This window comes from Tardibacter chloracetimidivorans (assembly GCF_001890385.1).
Lineage (GTDB): Bacteria > Pseudomonadota > Alphaproteobacteria > Sphingomonadales > Sphingomonadaceae > Tardibacter > Tardibacter chloracetimidivorans.
The window spans coordinates 2,900,326-2,922,038 of sequence record NZ_CP018221.1 but is presented as its reverse complement, the minus strand read 5'-3'; the positions used below and the strand labels follow the sequence as shown (position 1 = coordinate 2,922,038).

The 21,713-nt window shown below is 66.2% G+C and carries 25 protein-coding genes; 8 read left to right on the top strand and 17 right to left on the bottom strand.

Annotation, left to right across the window (positions count from 1 at the left end):
* Positions 1-9: 9 nt before the first annotated feature.
* The 3 genes from BSL82_RS15130 to BSL82_RS15120 are packed head-to-tail and all read right to left on the bottom strand — an operon-like array spanning position 10 to position 4,245.
* Complete coding sequence (locus tag BSL82_RS15130; protein WP_072598116.1) at positions 10-972, bottom strand: NAD(P)H-dependent flavin oxidoreductase; 963 nt, start codon at positions 970-972, stop codon at positions 10-12.
* Positions 972-1,517 carry a SixA phosphatase family protein gene (locus BSL82_RS15125; RefSeq protein ID WP_072598115.1) on the bottom strand — a complete coding sequence of 182 codons (546 nt, stop codon included), beginning with the start codon at positions 1,515-1,517 and terminating at the stop codon, positions 972-974. Before BSL82_RS15125 ends, BSL82_RS15130 begins: the two co-directional genes overlap by 1 nt.
* Positions 1,518-1,533: 16 nt before the next feature.
* Positions 1,534-4,245, bottom strand: coding sequence for an ATP-dependent DNA helicase (locus tag BSL82_RS15120; protein ID WP_072598114.1), 2,712 nt, complete (start codon positions 4,243-4,245; stop codon positions 1,534-1,536).
* A gap of 13 nt (positions 4,246-4,258) precedes the next feature.
* Here BSL82_RS15120 and BSL82_RS15115 point away from each other — a divergent pair, with 13 nt between their 5' ends.
* Positions 4,259-5,860: a lysine--tRNA ligase gene (locus BSL82_RS15115; protein ID WP_072598113.1), complete on the top strand. Its 1,602-nt coding sequence runs from the start codon at positions 4,259-4,261 to the stop codon at positions 5,858-5,860.
* Between the two features lie 31 nt (positions 5,861-5,891).
* Here BSL82_RS15115 and mltG read toward each other — a convergent pair whose 3' ends face one another.
* The 5 genes from mltG to fabD all read right to left on the bottom strand — a co-directional run bounded on the left by mltG (position 5,892) and on the right by fabD (position 10,297).
* The gene (gene mltG / locus BSL82_RS15110) at positions 5,892-6,857 is read right to left on the bottom strand and encodes an endolytic transglycosylase MltG (RefSeq protein ID WP_083579241.1); all 966 of its coding nucleotides are present in this window, start codon (positions 6,855-6,857) and stop codon (positions 5,892-5,894) included.
* A gap of 74 nt (positions 6,858-6,931) precedes the next feature.
* Complete coding sequence (fabF, locus tag BSL82_RS15105; protein ID WP_072598111.1) at positions 6,932-8,194, bottom strand: beta-ketoacyl-ACP synthase II; 1,263 nt, start codon at positions 8,192-8,194, stop codon at positions 6,932-6,934.
* A gap of 84 nt (positions 8,195-8,278) precedes the next feature.
* Positions 8,279-8,515, bottom strand: a complete 237-nt coding sequence (locus BSL82_RS15100) for an acyl carrier protein (protein ID WP_072598110.1) — start codon at positions 8,513-8,515, stop codon at positions 8,279-8,281.
* A 103-nt stretch (positions 8,516-8,618) separates the two neighbouring features.
* Entirely contained in the window at positions 8,619-9,359 is a 741-nt protein-coding gene (gene fabG / locus BSL82_RS15095; protein ID WP_072598109.1) for a 3-oxoacyl-[acyl-carrier-protein] reductase, read from the bottom strand.
* A gap of 2 nt (positions 9,360-9,361) precedes the next feature.
* The gene (gene fabD, locus BSL82_RS15090; RefSeq protein ID WP_072598108.1) at positions 9,362-10,297 is read right to left on the bottom strand and encodes an ACP S-malonyltransferase; all 936 of its coding nucleotides are present in this window, start codon (positions 10,295-10,297) and stop codon (positions 9,362-9,364) included.
* Between the two features lie 207 nt (positions 10,298-10,504).
* Here fabD and rpsF point away from each other — a divergent pair, with 207 nt between their 5' ends.
* From rpsF to BSL82_RS15070, 4 genes are all read left to right on the top strand, one after another.
* The gene (gene rpsF, locus BSL82_RS15085) at positions 10,505-10,918 is read left to right on the top strand and encodes a 30S ribosomal protein S6 (RefSeq protein WP_072598823.1); all 414 of its coding nucleotides are present in this window, start codon (positions 10,505-10,507) and stop codon (positions 10,916-10,918) included.
* Positions 10,919-10,933: 15 nt separating this feature from the next.
* Positions 10,934-11,158, top strand: coding sequence for a 30S ribosomal protein S18 (gene rpsR, locus BSL82_RS15080; RefSeq protein ID WP_072598107.1), 225 nt, complete (start codon positions 10,934-10,936; stop codon positions 11,156-11,158).
* Positions 11,159-11,170: 12 nt separating this feature from the next.
* A complete protein-coding gene (gene rplI / locus BSL82_RS15075; RefSeq protein ID WP_072598106.1) occupies positions 11,171-11,767 on the top strand; it encodes a 50S ribosomal protein L9 in 597 nt (198 codons plus the stop codon).
* 159 nt (positions 11,768-11,926) lie between these two features.
* The gene (locus tag BSL82_RS15070) at positions 11,927-12,226 is read left to right on the top strand and encodes a hypothetical protein (RefSeq protein ID WP_072598105.1); all 300 of its coding nucleotides are present in this window, start codon (positions 11,927-11,929) and stop codon (positions 12,224-12,226) included.
* A gap of 19 nt (positions 12,227-12,245) precedes the next feature.
* Here the strand turns inward: BSL82_RS15070 and cysK are convergent, their stop codons facing one another.
* Positions 12,246-13,166 (bottom strand): cysteine synthase A, encoded by a 921-nt coding sequence (gene cysK / locus BSL82_RS15065; RefSeq protein WP_072598104.1) that lies wholly within the window; start codon positions 13,164-13,166, stop codon positions 12,246-12,248.
* 141 nt (positions 13,167-13,307) lie between these two features.
* Here cysK and hisC point away from each other — a divergent pair, with 141 nt between their 5' ends.
* A complete protein-coding gene (hisC, locus tag BSL82_RS15060) occupies positions 13,308-14,417 on the top strand; it encodes a histidinol-phosphate transaminase (protein WP_072598103.1) in 1,110 nt (369 codons plus the stop codon).
* A gap of 1 nt (position 14,418) precedes the next feature.
* Positions 14,419-15,330 (top strand): prephenate/arogenate dehydrogenase family protein, encoded by a 912-nt coding sequence (locus BSL82_RS15055; protein ID WP_072598102.1) that lies wholly within the window; start codon positions 14,419-14,421, stop codon positions 15,328-15,330.
* A 32-nt stretch (positions 15,331-15,362) separates the two neighbouring features.
* Here the strand turns inward: BSL82_RS15055 and BSL82_RS21850 are convergent, their stop codons facing one another.
* From BSL82_RS21850 to ftsE, 7 genes are all read right to left on the bottom strand, one after another.
* Positions 15,363-15,575, bottom strand: a complete 213-nt coding sequence (locus tag BSL82_RS21850) for a YegP family protein (RefSeq protein ID WP_072598101.1) — start codon at positions 15,573-15,575, stop codon at positions 15,363-15,365.
* A 187-nt stretch (positions 15,576-15,762) separates the two neighbouring features.
* Complete coding sequence (locus BSL82_RS21565; protein WP_257786806.1) at positions 15,763-15,885, bottom strand: hypothetical protein; 123 nt, start codon at positions 15,883-15,885, stop codon at positions 15,763-15,765.
* Between the two features lie 77 nt (positions 15,886-15,962).
* A complete protein-coding gene (locus BSL82_RS15045) occupies positions 15,963-16,175 on the bottom strand; it encodes a hypothetical protein (protein ID WP_072598100.1) in 213 nt (70 codons plus the stop codon).
* Between the two features lie 350 nt (positions 16,176-16,525).
* Positions 16,526-17,218: a lysophospholipid acyltransferase family protein gene (locus BSL82_RS15035; RefSeq protein WP_072598098.1), complete on the bottom strand. Its 693-nt coding sequence runs from the start codon at positions 17,216-17,218 to the stop codon at positions 16,526-16,528.
* Entirely contained in the window at positions 17,219-17,764 is a 546-nt protein-coding gene (locus BSL82_RS15030) for a YdcF family protein (protein WP_226998489.1), read from the bottom strand.
* A complete protein-coding gene (locus tag BSL82_RS15025) occupies positions 17,761-18,651 on the bottom strand; it encodes a cell division protein FtsX (protein ID WP_072598097.1) in 891 nt (296 codons plus the stop codon). Before BSL82_RS15025 ends, BSL82_RS15030 begins: the two co-directional genes overlap by 4 nt.
* Entirely contained in the window at positions 18,648-19,364 is a 717-nt protein-coding gene (ftsE, locus tag BSL82_RS15020; protein WP_072598096.1) for a cell division ATP-binding protein FtsE, read from the bottom strand. Before ftsE ends, BSL82_RS15025 begins: the two co-directional genes overlap by 4 nt.
* Before the next feature lie 164 nt (positions 19,365-19,528).
* Between ftsE and BSL82_RS15015 the strand changes: the two genes are divergently transcribed.
* Positions 19,529-20,338, top strand: a complete 810-nt coding sequence (locus BSL82_RS15015; RefSeq protein ID WP_072598095.1) for an MJ0042-type zinc finger domain-containing protein — start codon at positions 19,529-19,531, stop codon at positions 20,336-20,338.
* On the opposite strand, the gene BSL82_RS15010 is transcribed toward BSL82_RS15015, so the two are convergent.
* Positions 20,271-21,662, bottom strand: coding sequence for an MATE family efflux transporter (locus BSL82_RS15010; RefSeq protein ID WP_226998488.1), 1,392 nt, complete (start codon positions 21,660-21,662; stop codon positions 20,271-20,273). The genes BSL82_RS15015 and BSL82_RS15010 overlap by 68 nt on opposite strands.
* Positions 21,663-21,713: the final 51 nt, after the last annotated feature.

The following is a 21,713-nucleotide window of genomic DNA, read 5'->3' as shown; positions in this document are numbered from 1 at the left end:
CACGCCGCATCAGTTGCAGACCCTCGCCCTGGCGGCGGCGTATTCATCTGCCAGACGATCGATGAAGGCGGCCGCGGGCTGAACGGCCGTGACCGCGCCGATGCCCTGGCCGCAACCCCAGATTTCTTTCCACGCCTTTGCCTGCCCTTCGCCCGCGAAGTTCATCTTTGAAGGGTCGGCGTCCGGCAGGGCGTCGGGGTCCATTCCGGCGGCGCGGATCGACGGTTTCAGATAATTGCCATGAACGCCGGTGAAATAGCTGGTGTAGACGATGTCGGCCGCCGCGCCGTCTACGATCGCCTGCTTGTAGGCGTCGGACGCATTGGCCTCGTCGGTCGCGATGAAGGCCGAACCGACATAGGCGAAATCCGCACCCATGGCCTCGGCCGCCAGCACCGCGCCGCCGTTGGCAATGGAACCCGACAGGGCGAGCGGGCCATCGAAGAACTGGCGGATTTCCTGGATCAGCGCGAAGGCCGACTGGGTGCCGGCATGGCCGCCCGCGCCGGCTGCCACCGCAATCAGCCCATCGGCGCCTTTTTCCACCGCCTTGGCCGCGAATTGGCGGTTGATGACGTCATGAAAGGTGACGCCGCCCCAGCCATGAACCGCATCATTCACATCCGTTCGCGCGCCAAGCGAGGTGATGACGATAGGGACCCGGTGCTTTTCGATCACGGCCATGTCCGCGTCCAGCCGCTCGTTGGAGCGGTGGACGATCTGGTTCACCGCAAAGGGGGCTGACGGTCGATCCGGATTGGCGGCGTCGTGATCGGCCAGTTCCTCGGATATGCGATGCAGCCATTCGTCGAGGAGCGATTGCGGCCGTGCATTGAGCGCGGGCACGGAGCCGACAATTCCGGCCTTGCACTGCGCGATCACCAGATCGGGACAGGAGATGATGAACATGGGCGAACCGATCACCGGCAGCCGTAGCCGGGACCGAAGGGCCGTCGTTGTCGGATGTCGCATCAGTGATTTTTCTCCGGGCCAAGCGCGGGGTCGAGATCGCGGGGCCGAATGAAGCGGCTCAGCGCGCCGCCGCCCGGCTGCACCGCGCGCCAGTTGGGCACGTCAAGGGTGATCTGGGCGATCGAGGCGGTAGGATATTTCTCCTCCACCTTGTCGCGCTCGCCGTCTTCCTCGCGGTCGGGGACCAGCAACAGCACCAGCTCCTCAAGCCCTGGATTGTGCCCGACCAGCAGCAGCGTGTCGGCATTGTCGGGCGTGTCGTGAATAACGTCCAGAAGCGTCTCGGCCGATGCCAGATAGATGCGCCTGTCGAAATGCGGATCCAGCGGCGCGCCATAGCCGGTCTCGACGCTTTCCAGCGTCTCCTTCACCCGCGCCGCCGGAGACGCGGTCACCTGATCGAAGTGCATGTCGAGCGATCGCATATGCCGCCCCACGGTGGCTGCGGCGCGGCGTCCCTTGGCGTTCAGCGGCCGGTCGAAATCTCGCTCGACTGGATCGTCCCAGCCCGATTTTGCATGTCTCAACAATGTGAGTGTCTTCACGATCCGCCGTCAACCTCTACTCAGCGTCTTCGTTCTGGTGATGCACCAATCGGTCTGTCATTGAAAGCCTTGCCCGAACATGGGCAATGGCTGCGTCAAGTGTCAGCCTCGTGACAGGCGTGCCGGGCGGAAAAGCCGTCAGCAGCCGCGAGGGCGTGGCGGCGGAAAGCAGCACGAAAACGCCCCGATCATCGGCTCGCCGGATGAGCCGGCCGAACGCTTGCGCCAGCCGGGCGCGCACCACCTGATCGTCATAGGCCGATCCGCCAGCTGCTGCCCGTCGTGCCCCATGCAGCACCGTGGGGCGCGGCCATGGCACGCCTTCCATCACCACCATCCTGAGCGAATGGCCGGGCACATCCACGCCGTCCCTCAGCGCATCCGTGCCGAGCAGCGAGGCATGGGGATCGTCGCGGAAGATGTCGACCAGCGTCCCGGTGTCGATCGGGTCGACATGCTGGGCATAGAGCGGCAGACCGGCGCGGGCGAGCGGATCGGCAATGCGGGCATAGACCGATTTCAGCCGCTGGATCGCAGTGAAGAGCCCCAGCGTGCCGCCGCCTGCTGCCTCGATCAGCCGCGAATAGGCACCGGACAGAGCCGCCAGGTCGCCGCGCTTGATGTCGGTGACGATCAGCACTTCGCTGTTGAGCGCATAATCGAACGGGCTGTCGGCGGCGAACCGCGCCGGTTCCACATCCAGATGCACAGCGCCGATGCGCGCCTCGGCGGAAGGCCAGCCGTCCGCGCCCTTGAGCGTGGCGGAGGTGACGAGCGCGCCATGGGCAGGCTCCAGCACCACCCGCGCCAGCGGCCGCGCGGGGTCCAGCCAGTGGCGATGGACGCCAATGTCATATTCCCGCCCTTCGACCCGGTCGACCGCCAGCCAGTCGACGAAATCGGGGTCGGGCGCGCTCCCCAGCCGCGCAAGCAGCGCCACCCATGCGGCAAGCGTCTGCGCCCGCAGGGACAGGCTGCCAAGCGCCCCTTCGATGCGTGCGCGCGCCGGTGCGTCCAGCCAGTCGGGCGCGTCTTCGACCACCGCCTCCAGCCGCCGCTGAAGCGCCGCCAACGGGCGGGCCAGTTCCTCCAGCGCGGTCGCCGCATCGCCCGCCGCCACGACAAGGCTTGCGTCCAGCTCAGCTACCTCCGTCTCTATGCCATAGCCCGCATCCTGCGCGCTGGCGCGGGCAAGCGCGGTGCCCCGCACCTCGGCCAGCAGCCGCTCGATCGGGCCGAAGGGATCGCCCTCCGCCAGCCGCGCCAGCCAGCCGTCGGACGGGAGATCGCGCGCGGCGCGAATGATCGCCTCGATCGCGGCGGCGCCCTGCTCGTCATAGCTTGCGACGTCCATCAGCCGCGCGGCCAGCCCGCGCCTGCGCCCCCGCGCGCGCGATTCCGGCCCCAGCAGCCAGCGGCGAAGCTCGATCGTCTCCTGCCCCGTCAACGCCACGGCAAAGGTGGAATCGGCGGCATCGAACAGGTGATGCCCTTCGTCGAACACCAGCCGGGTGGGCGCGCCGCCGGTTTCGCGACCGCGCGCGGCGAGAAGCATCACCAGCGCATGATTGGCGACGACCAGATCGGCATGTTCGGAGGCGCGGGAGGCCCGCTCGATGAAGCAGCGGCGAAAATGCGGGCATCCGGCATAGACGCACTCGCCGCGCCGGTCGGTGAGCGCGTTCGACCCGTTGCGCCGGAACAGCGACGGCAGCCAGCCAGGCATGTCGCCGCCCACCATGTCGCCGTCGCGGCTATAGGCCGCCCAGCGCGCGGCGAGATGGGCAAGGATCAGCGCCCGCCCCTGAAAGCCGCCCTGCAGCGCCTCTTCAAGGTTGAGCAGGCAGAGATAATTCTCCCGCCCCTTGCGCACCACGACGCGCCGCGCGCGCTCCGCCGGATCGGCGATCAGTCGCCCGGTCTCGCGATCCAGCTGGCGTTGCAGCGCCTTTGTGTAGGTTGAAAGCCATACCGCGCCGCCCGCCCGTTCGGCCCAGAGCGAGGCAGGCGCGAGATAGCCGAGCGTCTTGCCGATCCCGGTGCCCGCTTCCGCCAGCACCATATTGGGACGCCCGGCTTCGCGGCGCGGCGCAAAGGCCATGGCGGCCGCCTGCGCATAGGCGCGCTGGCCGGGGCGCTGTTCGGCCCCGTCGCCGGTCAGGTCGGCCAGCCGTTCCGCCACATCGGCTTCGGAAAGCGCAACGGTGCGTGCGGGGGGGCGGGGCGCGCCTTCCTCCCATTCCGGCAGGCGCGAGAACAGCCAGCGTTCGGGCTTGTTCGGCTTCTTCAGCCGCTCCAGCACGGGCTGCGCCCAGGGCCAGCGGGTGCGCAGCAGCGCCTGCGCCGAATCCCATGCGCCCTCGCGCTCCGGCCAGTCGCCCTCCAGCCGGGCGAGCAGCGCGTCGGCGGCCCTGAGCAGGAATGCGGCGGCCATTGAGTCGTTTTCCGGCGGATCAAGCCCCAGCGCGCGCGCCATGCCCGCCGCCGTCGGCACGGCGAAGCGCGCGGGATGGATGAAGGCGTACAACTCCAGCAGGTCCAGGCCCGAAAGCTCGGGATAGCCAAGGCGGGCGGCGGTGAGCGGCGCGTTGAGCAGGATGACGGGCGTATCCGCCGCGCGGGCGATCCCCTCCCCCCGGCCCACGGCCCGGGTCTCGCCGCCCGGAAAGGCGATCCAGTTGCCGGCATGGCTTGCAACGAGCGCGGGATAAGGCAATGGAGCAGCCATAAGGAGTTCGGTTATGCCGAACGGAACAGAAGAGCAACAGACCTTGACCGAGTTTCGCGACGCAGCCGTCCTTTCCAAAGCCTGGCCGTTCGAGGAGGCGCGCAAGCTGCTGAACCGGTACAAGGACGGGACGCCCGCCAAGGGCCATGTGCTGTTCGAAACCGGCTATGGCCCGTCCGGATTGCCGCATATCGGCACCTTCGGCGAGGTGGCGCGCACCAACATGGTGCGCCGCGCCTATGAGATATTGTCCGACACGGCCACCCGCCTCGTCGCGTTTTCCGACGATATGGACGGGCTGCGGAAGGTGCCGGACAATGTGCCCAATCAGGAGATGATGGCCCAGCATCTCGGCAAGCCGCTGACGCAGGTGCCGGACCCGTTCGGCAAGTTCGAGAGCTTTGCCCATCACAACAACGCCATGCTGCGCGATTTCCTCGACCGCTTCGGCTTTGAATATGAGTTCGTCTCCGCCACCGAATGCTATCGCGCGGGCCGGTTCGACGATGCGTTGAAGTCCGTGCTCACCCACTATGAAACGATCATGGGCGTGATGCTGCCGACGCTGCGCGAGGACCGGCGCAAGACCTATTCGCCGATCTTGCCCGTTTGCCCCAGGACGGGCGTGGTGCTTCAGGTACCGCTCACCGAGTGGAACGCAGAGGCCGGGACCGTCAGCTATTATGACCCGGAAGACGGGCAGGACGTGACCGTCTCCATCCTTTCCGGCGGTGCCAAGCTGCAATGGAAGGTAGATTGGGCGATGCGCTGGGTGGCGCTTGGCGTCGACTATGAGATGGCGGGCAAGGATCTGATCGATTCGGTCACCCAGTCGTCGAAGATCGCCCGCATCCTTGGCGCGCGGCCGCCCGAAGGCTTCAACTATGAGATGTTCCTCGACGAAAAGGGCGAGAAGATCTCAAAGTCCAAGGGCAACGGCCTGTCGATCGAGGAGTGGCTGACCTATGCCACGCCCGAAAGCCTTGCGCTCTACATGTATCGCGAGCCGAGGAAGGCCAAGCAGCTTCACTTCGGCGTGATCCCGAAGACGGTGGACGAATATTACCAGTTCCTCGGCGGCTATGCGGGCCAGCCGGTGGAGCAGAAGCTCGGCAATCCGGTGTTCCACATCCACGGCGGCAATCCGCCCGCCAATGTGCCGCCGGTGAGCTTTGCGCTGCTGCTGAACCTTGTCGCGGTTGCGGGCACGAGCGACAAGGCCGTGCTGTGGGGCTTTGTTTCCCGCTATGTGCCGGGCGCGACTGCGGAAACCCAGCCGGAACTCGACCGGCTGCTCGACTATGCGCTTGCCTATCACCGCGATTTCATCGCCCCGACGCTGAAGCGCCGCGCGCCTGACGAACGCGAGGCGGCGGCGCTCAGCGACCTTGACGCGCGCCTCGCCGCCCTGCCCCAAGACGCAGCGGCGGATGCGATCCAGAGCGAAGTGTTCGAAGCGGGCAAGGCCGCCGGGTTCGAGCCGTTGCGCGACTGGTTCAAGGCGCTGTACGAGACGCTGCTCGGCTCCTCACAGGGGCCGCGCATGGGCTCGTTCATCGCGCTCTACGGAATCGCCAACGCCCGCAAGCTCATCGCCGAGGCGCTGAGGGGGTAAGCTTCCGCTCTTCGAAGCGGGGGTGGTACCCCTACATCTCCCCGCGCGCGCGGCGGAGGGCGTACCATTTCTCCACATTCGCCTGATGTTCGGCCAGCGTATCGGCGAAGATGTGTCCGCCGGTGCCATCCGCCACGAAATAGAGCGCCTTGGTCGGCTCCGGGTCCAGCACGGCGGCGATGGATTCGCGGCCGGGGTTGGCGATCGGCCCCTGCGGCAGGCCGGCCCTGGCATAGGTGTTATAGCCATTGTCGGCCTTCAGTTCCGACTGGCGGATGCGGCGGCCCAGCGGCTTGCCCTTTGTCACCGGATAGATCACGGTCGGGTCTGCCTGAAGCGCCATGCCGATGCGCAGGCGATTGGCGTAGACGCCCGCCACCATGCGCCGCTCCTCGGGCTTGCCGGTTTCCTTCTCGACGATGGAGGCGAGGATGATCGCCTCGCGCGGGGATTTGACCGGCGTCGTTTTCTTCCGCGCCTTCCACAGTTCGCCAAGCGTCGCCTTCATCGCATCCTGCATGCGCTTCAGCACCGCCGCCCGCGTTTCGCCGCGTTCAAAGCTGTAGCTGTCGGGCAGGACGGACCCTTCTACCGGAACCTCTGTCGTTCCGGTCAGCAGGGGCTCTGCCATCAGCTTTTCATGGACGAGGATCGACGGCATGCCTTCCGGAATGGTGATGAGCCGCTGCACCGGCGTGCCATGCTGCAGGATATCGAGGATGCGCGCGGCGCTCGCCCCTGCGGGAATGGCGAACTCGCCCGCGCGGATCGGGTCCGACGAGCCGAGATAGCGCGACAGGCGGCGGAAGAGCGTGGCGTCGCGCAACACCTGCTTTTCCTCCAGCAGCCGGGCGGCCGCGCCGAGCGTCGCCCCCTGCGGAATCTGCACGGTCATGTCCTCTTTGGACGGACCCGGCGCATGCCAGTAGACGAAGGGCGCGGCAACCGCCACGGCGGCGAGCACCAGCAAGATGGCGAGAAGTTTGCGCACTCTCATGCCTTTGCGCTCACCCTGAGCTTGTCGAAGGGTTAGCGCGCGACTTCGACAAGCTCAGGGTGAGCACCACGTTATTAGATGGACCGCATGATCAGCGACGCATTGGTGCCGCCAAAGCCGAAGCTGTTGTTCAGCACGGCCCGGACCTTGCGCTTCTTGGCGACATGGGGAACCAGATCGACGCCCGCGCAGCTTTCGCTCGGATTGTCGAGGTTGAGCGTCGGCGGCACGATCTGGTCGCGCAGGCTCAGCATGCAGAAGATCGATTCCACCGCGCCCGCACCGCCCAGTAGATGGCCGATGGCGGATTTGGTCGACGACATCGACACATTGTCGATCGCCGAACCAAACAGCCGCCGCACCGCGCCAAGCTCCAGCTCGTCGCCAAGCGGGGTGGAGGTGCCGTGCGCGTTGATATAATCGACGTCCTCGGGATTGAGGCCCGCCTTCTTGAACGCCATCTGCATCGAGCGAAAACCGCCCGAACCTTCCGGATGCGGCGCGGTGACGTGATAGGCGTCACCCGACAGGCCATAGCCGATCACTTCGGCGTAGATTTTCGCGCCGCGCTTCTTCGCGCGCTCATATTCCTCAAGCACGACCACGCCCGCGCCTTCGCCCATGACGAAGCCGTCGCGGGCCTGGTCATATGGGCGCGACGCCTTTTCGGGCTGGTCGTTGAAAGCGGTCGACAGCGCGCGCGCCTGGGAGAAGCCGGCGATACCAAGCGGGCAGATCGCGCTTTCCGCACCACCCGCGAGCATGACGTCGGCATCATCCAGCGCGATCATCCGCGCCGCGTCGCCGATCGAGTGCGCGCCCGTGGAGCAGGCGGTGACGACTGCATGGTTCGGCCCCATCAGCCCGTATTTGATCGACACTTGGCCGGAGATGAGGTTGATGAGCCGGCCGTGCACGAAATGCGGGGAGACGCGGCGTGGCCCCTTTTCATAAAGAACGATGGATTCGCTTTCGATGCCGGGCAGTCCGCCGATTCCCGAGCCGATCGAGCTGCCCGCGCGCAGCCGTTCTTCCTCGGTCATGTCGAGAAGACCCGCGTCCTCGATCGCCTGACCGGCCGCATCGATTCCATAGACGATGAACGGATCGACCTGGCGCTGGATCTTGTGATCGACGCGCTTGCTTGCGTCAAAGGTCACGCCGCTGCCGTCGCCGGGCTTCACTTCGCAGGCGATGCGACAGGCGTAATCGGTGGGATCGAACCGCTCGATCGTCCCCGCGCCCGATTTCGAGGCCAGAATGTTGCCCCAGACGGTCTCGACATCGCTGCCCAGAGGCGTCACGAGACCCAGCCCGGTCACGACCACTCGCCGCATCAATCCATCTCCAACCCTATTTCCACAGCAAAACGGCCCCCCAGCCTCCCGGGGAGCCGTCAATCCCTCGGCAGAGGCTGTATATCAGGCGTTGTTCGCCTCGATATAGGAGATCGCGTCCTTCACGGTCAGAATCTTTTCCGCCGCGTCGTCCGGAATCTCGACACCGAATTCTTCTTCAAACGCCATGACGAGCTCGACGGTGTCGAGGCTGTCAGCGCCCAGGTCGTCAATGAAGCTCGCCTCTTCGGTCACCTTCTCGGCTTCAACGCCCAGGTGCTCAACCACGATCTTCTTCACGCGCTCGGCGACGTCGCTCATAAATGCCCCTTCTCGCTAGGCTGTGTTCCGTGCCTGCCCTAATCTGCCCCCCCGCCGCTGGCAAGCCCAAACCGACGCGATTCGTGCAAGCAGGGCAGGCCGGCTAGATCATTGCCATGCCGCCGTTCACATGAAGCGTCTGGCCGGTGATATAGGCCGCCTCCGCGGATGCCAGAAAGGCGACGGCGGCGGCGATGTCCTGCCCTTCGCCCAGCTTGCCGGCGGGAATCTTCTGGAGCAGCGCGTCCTTCTGCGCGTCGGGAAGCACGTCCGTCATTGCCGAATGGATGAAGCCGGGCGCAACGCAATTGACCGTGATGTTGCGGCTTGCAAGCTCCTGCGCCAACGCCTTGGACATGCCGATCAGGCCCGCCTTCGACGCCGCATAATTCGCCTGACCGGGGTTGCCGGTGACGCCCACGACCGAGGTGATGGAGATGATGCGCCCGTGCCGCGCCTTCATCATCGGCTTGGCGGCGGCGCGGATCAGGCGGAACGCGGCTTCCAGATTGATGCGGATCACCTGATCCCACTCCTCGTCCTTCATCCGCATCGCCAGATTGTCGCGCGTTACCCCGGCGTTGTTGACGAGGATGTCGAGCCTGCCGCCCAGCGCCTCGACCGCGCGGGGGACCAGCCCGTCGACATCGGCCGGATCGGACAGGTTGCATGGCAGGACCACGGCATCGCCGCCGATCTCCACCGCCACCGCCTTCAGCGCATCCTCGCGCGTGCCGGACAGCGCGACGCGCGCACCCTGCGCCGCCAGCCCCCTGGCGATGGCGGAACCGATGCCGCCGCTCGCGCCCGTCACCAGCGCCGTCAAACCCGTCAGATCGAACATGCTCAAATCTCCTTCGCCAGCGCTTCGATATCGTCCATCGAAACGGCGCTGGTCACCCTTGCGTCGGGCGCGATGCGCTTCACCATCGGGCCGAGCACCTTGCCGCCCAGCTCGATGAAATGCGTGACGCCCGCCTCGGCCATCGCCGCCACGCTTTCCCGCCAGCGCACCATGCCCGTCACCTGCGCGACCAGAAGGCGGCGAATCTCGTCCGGATCGGCAACCGGGGCGGCGGTGACATTGGCATAGACCGGCACCAGCGGCGCGCGCAGATCGGCCTTTGCGAGCGCCTCGGCCATGGCATCGGCGGCGGGTTGCATCAGCGGGCAGTGGAACGGCGCGGAAACCGGCAGCAGAAGCGCGCGCTTGGCGCCATGATCCTTGGCCATCGCCACCGCGCGCTCGATCGCGCCCTTGGCGCCTGAGATCACGACCTGACCTGGATCATTGTCATTGGCGACTGCGCACACCTCGCCCTCGGCCGCAGCGGCGGCGATTGCCCGCGCCTTTTCCAGGTCCGCGCCAAGCAGCGCCGCCATTGCGCCCTCGCCGACCGGAACGGCCGCCTGCATCGCCCGGCCGCGCAGCTTCAGCAGCCTGGACGTGGTGGCGAGGTCCAGCGCCTGCGCGCCGCACAGCGCGCTATATTCGCCCAGCGAATGGCCCGCGACATAATCCGCCTTGTCGGCGAGCATCAGCCCGCCTTCCTTCTCAAGCACCCGGAGCGTCGCAATCGCATTGGCCATGATGGCGGGCTGGGCGTTTTCGGTGAGCGTGAGCTGGTCTTCGGGGCCTTCCGCCATCAGGCGGAAGAGATTCTGGCCCAGTGCGTCGTCCACTTCCTGAAAGACCTCGCGCGCGGCGGCGCTCGCCTCCGCCAAAGCCTTGCCCATGCCCACGGACTGGCTGCCCTGCCCCGGAAATACAAAAGCCCTCACACCATGCTCCCCTGATCCATATTGCGTCCCGTTATTCGTCTGGCACGCGACAAGCAACCCGCCTTGCCTTTGACTCCTGTTTCTGCCAAGAGCGCGCCTTCGCCGGGCGGAAGGGCTCTTCCGGCCGCCGATTCATGTTTGACGACAGCCGGAGGGGCAACGGATGGTCCGTTGTCAGCGATCGGCCAAAACAGAAAGGAAGCGCACATGCCGCTCTACGAGCATGTCTTCCTCGCGCGTCAGGATCTGGCACAGACCCAGGTCGATGGACTCGCCGAGGCGGCAACCAAGATTATCGAGGACAATGGCGGCAAAGTCGCGAAGGTGGAGACCTGGGGTCTTCGCAATATCGCCTACCGCATCCGCAAGAACCGCAAGGCGCATTATGTCCTGATGGACATTGACGCCCCCGCCCCCGCCATCGCCGAGCTGGAACGCCAGACGTCGATCAACGAAGACGTGATCCGCTATATGACGCTGCGCGTCGATGCGCATGAAGCCGGACCTTCGGTGATGATGCGCAAAGGCGACCGCGACCGCGAACGCCGTGGTGATCGGGGCGACCGAGGTGATCGTGGTGATCGCGGCCCACGTCGCGAACGCGACGACGTGGCAGCGTAGGAAAGGCATAAGAACATGGCACGCCCATTTTTCCGTCGCCGCAAGTCCTGCCCCTTTTCCGGCAAGGACGCGCCGAAGATCGACTATAAGGACGTCCGTCTGCTCCAGGGCTTTGTGTCCGAGCGCGGCAAGATCGTCCCCAGCCGCATCACTGCGGTTTCCGCCAAGAAGCAGCGCGAGCTGGCGCAGGCGATCAAGCGCTCGCGCCATATCGGCCTCCTGCCCTTCATCGTGAAATAAGGAGGGCCAGTCATGCAAGTCATCCTGCTTGAACGGGTCGAGAAGCTGGGCCTCATCGGTGACGTGGTCACCGTGAAGGACGGCTTTGCCCGCAACTTCCTCCTGCCGCGCGGCAAGGCGCTGCGCGCCAACGAGGCGAACAAGAAGAAGTTCGAGGCCAACCGCGCCCAGATCGAAGCCGAAAACGCCAAGCGGCGTGAAGCCGCGCAGAAGGACTCAAAGGGTCTGGAAGGCAAGTCGGTCGTGCTTATCCGCCAGGCGTCGAATACCGGGCAGCTTTACGGCTCGGTCTCGGCGCGCGATCTGGCCGATGCGCTGGAAGCCGATGGCGCGACGGTGTCGAAGAACCAGATCGTGCTCGACCGGCCGATCAAGGCGCTCGGCGTCTATGACGTCCGCGTCGCGCTTCACTCCGAAGTGGCCGTGGTCGTGAAGGTCAATATCGCCCGCTCTCCGGAAGAGGCGGATCTTCAGGCGCAGGGCGTGGACATCAACGCCCAGTTCTTCGAGCGTGAGGCCGCCGGCTTTACCGAAGCCTATGATCCGAACGCGGAACCGGGTGAAATCGGCCGCGAGGAACCCGCCGAGGGCGAGGCCGAAGAAGCCTGATCGCTTCGGAAATGATACAGGAAGGACCGCCGCGCATCGCCGGGGCGGTCCTTTTCTTTTGGCCTGTGGCCCGGCCGGCCCTGCCGCAGTGGGGGTCGCCTCCCCTGAATTGACCGCAAGCCTCTTGATCGCGAGCCGCTGTTCGCGCATCTGCCCCACATGCCCACCAAGATTCTCCTGGAAGCGATTGCGCGCAAGAACTGCATCGAGGCGGTTTACAACCGCTCGGCCGTCAAGCTCGCGCCGCACATCCTCTATACCCGCCACGGCGAGATCTATCTCGACGCGGTGACAATGGCGCGTGAGGGCAAGCCGCCCCGCGAAGTGAAGATCGGCAGCTTCAAGGTGACCGGGCTATCCGAAGTCGCGCTCGCCCCCGACGGGTTCCGGACGCAGCCCGTGTTCGAGCCCGAGGCGGAGAGATACGCCGGCGTCACCCTGTTCGCGATCGAACCCTGACGCCGGCCCCCGGAGGGCGTTATTCCGGCAGGAAATCCGCCACCGACAGATAGCGCTCGCCGGTGTCATAGTTGAAGCCCAGCACCCGCGTGCCCTTGGGCATGCCGGAAAGCTTCTGGGCGATCGCAGCCAGCGTCGCGCCGGACGAGATGCCGACGAGCAGGCCCTCCTCCCGCGCCGCGCGGCGGGCATATTCCTTCGCGTCGTTCGGATCGACCTGGATTACCCCGTCCAGCACCCGCGTATGGAGGTTGGCGGGCACGAAGCCCGCGCCGATCCCCTGAATCGGGTGAGGGCCGGGCGCGCCGCCGGAAATGACCGGTGAAAGCGTGGGTTCGACCGCATAGACCTTGAGGCCGGGCCATTCCTTCTTCAGCACCTCGGCGCAGCCGGTGATATGGCCCCCGGTGCCGACGCCGGTGACCAGCACGTCAAGCGGCGTGTCGCGAAAATCGTCCAGGATTTCCCGCGCGGTGGTGCGGACATGGACTTCGATATTGGCAGGATTTTCAAACTGCTGCGGCATCCATGCACCGTCGGTCGTCTCGACCAGCTCGATCGCGCGCTCGATCGCGCCTTTCATCCCCTTTTCGCGCGGAGTGAGATCGAAGCTCGCGCCATAGGCGAGCATCAGCCTGCGCCGCTCCAGCGACATGGATTCTGGCATCACGAGGATGAGCCTGTAACCCTTGACGGCGGCGACCATCGCCAGGCCGATGCCGGTGTTGCCGGAGGTCGGCTCCACGATCGTGCCGCCGGGCTGCAGCTTGCCGGTGCGTTCGGCATCCTCGATCATCGCGAGCGCGATGCGGTCCTTGATCGAGCCGCCGGGATTGGCGCGCTCGCTCTTGTTCCACACCTCGTGATCGGGGCCGAACATCCGGCTCAACCGAATATGCGGCGTGTTGCCGATCGTCTCCAGTACCGAATTGACCTTCATCGCGCGATTCCCTGCTGTTGTCCCAATGTGATCTCAACTGGACCCACCGCGGTCAAGCCCGCCATTGGACGGATGGCGTATTGTCGCTGCAATCGGCTTTCGATTGCGATTTGGCGTATGCGGGCCTAATGCGTCGGCACCATGAACGCTCCGCAAGCCAAACCGTGGATAGAGGCCATTGCGCCCTATGTGCCCGGCCGGTCCACCACCGACGACGGGCGCAAGGTCGCCAAGCTGTCTTCGAACGAGAACCCCTTCGGCACGCCGGAAGCGGCGGCCGCGGCCTATGTGCGGGAATCCGGCACGCTGCACCGCTATCCGGACGCATCGGCCGCCGCGCTTCGCGAAGCCCTTGCCGCCAAATATGGGCTGGACCCGGCGCGGGTGATCTACGGCACCGGATCGGACGAGATACTGCATCTGGCCGCCGGCGCTTTTGCGAGCGTGGGCGATGAGGTGCTGTTCCCCCGCTTCGGCTTTTCCGTCTACCCGATCGCGGCGCGCCGGGTGGGAGCGAAGCCGGTCGAAGCGCCCGACCGCGACTATGCAACCGATGTCGATGCGATGCTGGCGGCGGTGACCGAGCGGACGCGCGTCGTCTTTCTCGCCAATCCCAACAACCCGACCGGCACCTTCGCAAGCCGCGACGAGATCGCCCGCCTGCACAAGGGCCTGCCGCAAGACGTACTGCTGGTGATCGATCAGGCCTATGCCGAATATCTGGAACCGGAGGACGACGACGCCGGGCTGGAACTGGCGAAGACCGCATCCAATGTGCTGGTGACGCGGACCTTCTCGAAGATCTACGGCCTTGCCGCCGAGCGGATCGGCTGGGGCTATGGGCCCGCGCCCGTTATCGAGGCGCTGCACAAGATTCGCGCGCCCTTCTGCGTCACCACCGCCGGGCAGGCGGCCGCAATCGCCGCGCTTGCCGACGAGGCGTTCGTCCGCCGCTGCCGCGCCCACAATCTCAGATGGCGGACCTGGTTCGAAGAGGAAATCGGCCGGCTTGGCAATGCCGGAGTGCGCGCCGTCCGCTCCAGGGCCAATTTCACGCTCGTCACCTTTCCCGAAACGGGTCCGGTCACGGCGGAGGGCGCCTATCACGCGCTGATGGAGGCAGGATATATCGTGCGCTGGCTACCGGGGCAGGGCCTGCCCAACGCATTGCGGATCACCATCGGGACCGAGGCGGAAATGCAGGGCCTGACGGCCGCTCTCCGCGCCTATATGGAACGGAGCGCCGACTGAGATGCTGCCCTTTTCCCGCATCTCCATCATTGGTCTCGGCCTCATCGGATCGTCGATCGCGCGGGCGGTGCGGGCGCATATGCCCACCGTCGGAATCACCGGCTATGACGCGGATCCGGCGGTCCGCGAGCGCGCGGCCGAGCTGGGCATCGCCGACGACGTCACCGACACCCCGGGCGCAGCCGTCACCGACGCCGACATGGTCATGCTCTGCGTGCCGGTGGGCGCGATGCGTGAGGCGGGCGAGGCGATCGCCGCCGATCTGGCCGATGGCGTGGTGGTCTCTGACGTGGGATCGGTGAAGGGCAGCATTCTCGACGATCTGCGGGCCGTGCTTCCGCCGGGCGTAGCAATCGTGCCGGGGCACCCGGTGGCGGGAACCGAGAACAGCGGCCCCGACGCCGGCTTTGCGCAGCTGTTCCATAACCGCTGGTGCATATTGACCCCCGACGAGCGGACCGAGGCATTCGCGGTGGAACGGCTCAGCGCCTTCTGGTCGCGGCTGGGCGCCAATGTCGAAGTGATGGACCCGAAACACCATGATCTGGTGCTGGCCGTCACCAGCCATCTGCCGCATCTGATCGCCTATACGATCGTGGGCACCGCGTCCGACATGGAAAGCGTGACCCGGTCGGAAGTCATCAAATATTCGGCCGGCGGCTTTCGCGACTTCACGCGGATCGCCGCCTCGGACCCGACGATGTGGCGCGACGTCTTCCTCGCCAACAAGGAAGCGGTGCTGGAGATGCTGCAGCGCTTCACCGAGGATATGACGGCGTTGCAGCGCGCGATCCGCTGGGACGACGGCGATGCGCTGTTCAACCTGTTTTCGCGCACGCGTGCGATCCGGCGCAGCATCATCGATCAGGGTCAGGACGATGCGCGGCCCGATTTCGGCAGGGCGCACGATTGAACCGGCCATGGTGTCGAGCCGGACTTCCCGGCTCAGCTAGGAGAAAAGACGTCTCGCACCACCGCATTGGCGGCGCCACATGCCAGCATGGCGATGGAATGTCTGCATTCGGTTTCCGTCGGATAGCCCTGGGATGCCGCGACGATGATTCCGCCTGGCCGGCAGAAGCGCCAGCGCCAGTCACCACCGCCGCTCAAGGTTGACGTGAGTCTGACGAACGGCGCTCGATAGACTTCGAAATACATTCCTGCGTTCACGGCCGGCTGGCGCTGTGATTGCGGCAGTGCAGGCGCGGAAAGCCGATGGCCGGTTCTACTGGCTAGGCGGGACGGCATGACGATCTCCTACTGGCAGGCAGAAAGGAATCTCTATCGCCGCGTGCCTGCAAGGCCGGCGTGAGGCAGGCGCTGCATGCACCCGTGTCCCCACCCGTCATTTCTTCATGAGATTGCTCAGCGGCCCCTTGACCGAAGGGTTGGAGGCGTTCTGTTTCGTCGGCCCGGCCTTCTTCGGCTTTCGGGCCTCCTTGGTTCCTTTGCGTTGGCTTTTGGCCATTTCAAGCTCCTGGTGAAAGTTCGATTGAGTGGCGGCGGCCGCTCCCTGCCAACGCAGCGGCGATTCGCCCTGGTCCGTCAGCGCACTCTGGACGCGGCAGCCTTGGACGCGGCGGCCTTGGGCGCGGGGACGGAAGACGGCGCCTTCGCACCATCGCCCATGCCCGCTATGAGATTGCGCCAAATGCCATATGCCCTGCGATGATACAGGCGATCCCGCTCGGTCGTGGCCGCTTCAAGCGCGATCAGGCTTTCCGCCGCGCGGGCATTATATTCGTCCAACTTGCTCATCTGCTGGGGCGCTCCATGCTGTTGCCGGCAAACTGCGAATTTCGCGGCAGGCAGGGCTTCCGATATGGCCGATGGGGAAATCCCATGGCCTCGATCAGGGGGCGCAAGGCGGACAATGCCCGATCATGGCCAGCCAGTTCAGCCGCGCTGGTGGCGGCGTCTGCCTGCATCAGAGCCAGTTGTTCTTGAGACAGAAGGGAGTTGAGGTCCATGGCGCGCGTTTCCCGTTGCAAGCGGGGGCGCGCAGGTCCCTCAGTCACCAAAATGCTTGAAGCGTGTTTTCTGTGATGGCTGGGAATGTAGCACACTCCGCCAGAAACCCCGCATACAATCGCCCGCCCGGACTTCGGTCAGTGCGATGGAGCGTTGAGCGCGTTGATCGCGGCATGGACGCGCGCCTCGGCCTCGTTTCTCGGCAGGCAGGGCGGGATCATGTCGCCAAAGCGAATGGTGATGGTGCCGGCGTGCTTCACGAAGCTGTCGCGCGGCCATAGCCGCCCCGCGTCCAGCGCGACCGGCACGACGGGCAGGCCAAGATGGCGGTACAGCCCCGCAAAGCCTGAGCGGACGGGCGGCGATTCGCCGTGCGGGACGCGGGTGCCTTCCGGAAAGATGGCAACCGGGCGGCCGCTGTCGCGGGCCGCATTGGCTGCCTTCAGCATGGCGCGAAGCGCCCGGGTGGTGCCCTCGCGATCGACCGGGATCATGCCATAGCGCCGCGCAAGCCAGCCCCAGAGCGGGATCGCCGCAAGCTCCGCCTTCAACACGATCACCGGCTCGTTCAAAAGCCCGATAAGCGCAATCGTCTCATAGGCCGATTCATGCTTGGCCGCGACCAGCACATGTTCGGCAGGCAAGGCCCCTTCCACCTTCAGCCTGATGCCCAGCAGCCAGCGCGCACACCATTGGTGGAAATGCGCCCAGCCATGGACATAGGGCTTCAGCAGCCTGGGGTTGAACGCAATGGGAACCGCCAGGATGACGATCGGAACGGTAAGCCCGTAGAAGACGGCCGAATAGACAAGCGAGCGCAGCCACGCCATTCAGACGATCCCCAGCCACACAGCCAGCAGCCGCAGCACATATTTGGTGTATTCGCGCGACATGGCGGCGGGCGGCCGCTCGCCCGGCACCGCGTCCGACACGATCAGGACATCGTCGTCGAGCCGGGCCGACAGCTCCAGCCGCGCGCGCGGCATGTGCCAGGCCGAGGTCACGAGGCGGATGGAGCGATAGCCGCGCCGCTTCACCCACTTCGCCGTCTCGTCGGCGTTGGACCGCGTGTCCACTGCCTCGCGCCCCAGATCGACGCAGCATTGGAAGAGCGACGGCGGCGCGTCCACGGTGAGCGCAAGCTCATGCGGGCGGACGGTGCGGGCGACGCCCGAGACGAGCAGCCTTTTGGCCCGACCGGCGCGGAGCAGGTCGACGCCGCGATCGACGCGGCCCGGCCCGCCGGTCATCACGACAATGCCGTCGGTCCTGATGCCGTCATCGCCGCGTTCGGGCAGCAGCACCACCCATAGCGCAAAACCCAGCACCCAGATGAGCACTGCGGCGGCGACAATGCGGACCAGCGCGCTTCTCACAGCCTTTCGCTCAGGCTCCGAAAGACGGTGAGCCTCGCCGTCACCGCCGCAAGCAGTGCGGCGAGCACCGGCAGCGCTGCAAGGGCCGGCCAGACATGGGCGGGCATACCGACGCTGCCGAGCAGGCCCGATCCCGTGGCGATGACCCGCGCCTGAAGCGCCGCCAGCACGAGAAAGGCGGCGGCAAGCGCCATCAGCCCGCCGAGCAGTCCGTCAAATGCCGAACGACGCTCGAAAAGCCGGGAAATCTGCCCGTCCGTCGCCCCCATCAGATGCATGACCTCGATCGTTTCGCGATGCGTGTTGAGCGCCGCCCTGGTGGCGAGGACTACCGTGCCCACCATCGCCAGCGCAACCAGCAGCACGATGCCCACGCCCAGCAGCCGCAATGTGTCGAGCAGGCCCGACAAGGGCTGGAGCCATGCGCTTTGCTCGTCGATGCGGGCGTGCGGGGCCACCCGCCCCAAAATCGCGCGGACCCGTCCGACACCGTCGCTGCTCGCCCCGTCAAAGCTCACGTCGATCAGCGCGGGCAGGGGAAGCTCCGGATCAAATGTCGCCGCGCCTAGCCAGGGCTCCAGGAAAGCGCCTATCTCCTCGCGGTTGAACGGCTTGACCGAAGCGACGCCGGGCATCTTGCCAAGTGCGGCGGCGGCGGCCCGCGCCTCCCGCTCGCGCACGGCGGGGTCGTTATGGACGATCTGGACGGTCAGCGTCCGCGACAGTTCGCGCGACAGCCCCTCGGCGGCGCTCGTCAGCGACAGCGCGCCTGCAAGGGCAAGCGCGGTCAGGAACACCATGATTCCGATCAGCATCGGCAGCACCGAAAAGGCGCGGAGCGCGGGCAGCAATCCTTCGGCCGTGCCCAGGGTGAAGCGCGGGATCATGAAGCGGTCCGCGCGACGGGCGGCTGCGCGGCGATGTCCCGCGTGTCGCCATTGATCAACCGGCCGCGCTCCAGCCGCATCGTTCGCGCCGACGGCACCCGCGACATCAGCAACGGGTCATGCGTCGCGACCAGCACCGTGGTGCCAAGCCGGTTCAGCTCGTCGAACAGATGCATCAGCCGGAAAGCCATGTCCTGATCGACGTTTCCGGTGGGCTCGTCGGCCACCAGCAGTTCGGGCCGGCCGATCACTGCCCGTGCGATGGCGACGCGCTGCTGCTCGCCACCCGAAAGCGTGGCGGGCCGCGCCGCCGAACGTCCGGCAAGGCCCACCCATTCAAGCAGTTCGGTGACATGATCGTTGATCTCGGTCTCGCCGACGCCAGCGATCCGCAGCGGAAGGGCCACATTGTCGAACGCCGACAGATGCGAGACGAGACGGAAATCCTGAAACACCACCCCGATCCGCCGCCTGAGCGCTGGAAGGCGCGAACGCGCCATGGTGACGACATCCTCCCCGAACAGCGAAATGAACCCCCGGCTTGGCCGCTGCGCCAGATAAAGCAGGCGAAGCAGCGACGTCTTGCCCGCCCCCGACGAACCGCTCAGAAAATGAAACGAACCTTCCTCCAGCGCGAAGTTCAGATCGCGCAGCGTCTCCGCGCCCGTGCCATAGCGCAGGCCGACATTCTCGAATCGAACAACGCTGACCATTGCTGCAACCGGCTCGCCAATATCCCGGGGTCGAAACCCATTAATTCTTTTGCCTGTTTGGCCGATGGCAAGGCTTGCGTCCAGCGGGCGGATGCCTTCTAACTGTGCGCGCCATCGGTTCATCGATGTGCCGGGGTCTGTCTTGATGAGCGCGGATTGACGCGATGATGCTAACCTGTCCAAGCTGCGGGACACGCTATCTTGTTCCGGACGCGGCGATCGGCCCGGCCGGGCGCAAGGTGCGCTGCGCGGCGTGCAAGCACAGCTGGTTCCAGGGCCCGCCCGAGGAAGTGACCGGCCGCGACCTGGTGGAGCGCGGCGCGCGCAAGGTGGTCGCCGCGTTCGAATCGCTTGCGCCGGACAGCGACACATCGCTCGCCGAACCTCCTCCTCCACCGCCGCCGCCTCCATCCTGGGTGGCCGAGGCCTCCCCGATGCGCGCCGCGCACGTCGAGGAGGACGAGGAACCGGCCGGCCCCGCGGTGGTCCCGGACATCAATCCCTTTGCGCATGAGCCGCCCTTCCGTCCCCGCCGCAACCCGGCAAGGCGATGGACGATGGTGGCGGTCGCAGGCGCGGTTGCGCTTGTCGCGCTGAACATCGGCCTTGTGACCATGGGCGGTATCGACGGAATCGCCGCGCGCCTTGGGGGACAGCCGGTGATCAGCGATCCGGCATCGCTGCTGCAGCTTGCGCCCACCGGCGCGCCCGAACGGCGGCGGCTGGACAATGGCTATGAGATACTGACCGTGACCGGCCGCATCGACAACCCGACGCGGACCGAACTTCCCGTGCCGGATATTCGCGCGGAACTGCTGAGCAGTGACGGTCAGCCCATCTATGCCTGGACGATCAGCGCCCCTGCGCCGACGCTGGAAGCGGGCGCATCACTGCCGTTCGACGGTGTCACGGTCGATGTCCCGGCGGAAGCGACGCGAATGCGCCTGAGCTTTGCCGAGGAAGGCGCAAACTGACGTAGAGCAGCCAGCTTCCCTGCAACAACGCGGCAACGACCATGCCTGCGGCCGACGCATAGACCAGGCCCATCGGGCCGATCTCCCAGTGACGGATCAGCAGCCAGCCGAGACCGCCCGTGACCAGGAAGAAGGCGATGATGCCGTTGACGCCGGCGGCGATCTGCCGGCCCAGCGACCGGAGCGCATAGACGAACACCATCTGCACGCCGTCGAACAGGATGAACGGCGCCCATATGGCAAGCATGGCCGCCGCCAGAGCCAAGGTCTCGACATCGCTGGTGAACGGCCAGAGGATATTGCCGCCTGCCGTTGAGTAGACGAGGCCGACGCAACCCAGGCCCAGCACGGCCAGTCCGGCGGCGACAAGGCTGCGCGGCAGCGCCATGTGCAGTTCGCCCGCGCCGACCGCGTTTCCGACGCGGACCCCTGCCGCCGATCCGAAGCCGATGGCCAGCGCGAAGGCGAAATTATGGAGTGAAAAGACGATCTGGAACGCGGCCGCGCTCACCGCGCCCAGCTGCGTTGAAAGCACGATCAGCCAGCTGAAGCCCAGCAGTTCCAGGCCGGACGCGATCCCCGGCACAAGGCCAAAGCGCAGCAGTCCGGCGATGCCCCGCCATGTGCCACGCCATGCGGCGCGCGAAAGCGCGCGCACGCCATCCTCAACGGCCGTAGGAAGTGTCCAGACCGCGCCCAGCATCGCCAGCGCGCCGAAGATGGAGGTGAGCGACGTGGCAAGCGCCGCCCCGACTGCGCCTGCCGCCGGTAAGCCCCAATGGCCGCCCGCCCATGCCCATGCGAGCGCCGCATTGACCGGCAGCATCACAAGATTGACGGCCATTGCCCGGCGGGGCTGGCTCACGCCTTCCAGCGTGTAAGCTGCGGCGCAAAGGACGAACTGCGGCGGGAAGGCAAACGCCATGGCCCGGACGACGCTGGTTCCCCGCGCGACAAGATCGGGCGCGATACCCGCCCCGCGCACCAGCGTTTCCGCCCAGAAGAGGAGAATCCCCATGCAGAGCAGCCCCATCAGCAGCGCAAGCGCCACGCCCTGACGGAAAATGCCGCCGATTCGGCGCCGGTCCCCCGCGCCATCGGCCCGCGACGTGAACACAAGCACGCCCGACATGGCGGCGATGCCGACGATGATCGGCACATAGGTGAGCGCGCGCCCGGCAGCGAGGGCGCCAAGCTCATGCGTGCTCACCTGCCCGACCACGGCGACGTCGATCAGGTGCAGCAGCGTCCAGTTGAGCGACGTCAGCATCACCGGCCAGGCAAGGGACAGAACCCGGCGCGCCTCGCCATTCAATTCACGCATGTTGAGCCGCATGGGCGAGACGGATAGACCAGAGGCAGACCAGCCGGAAGC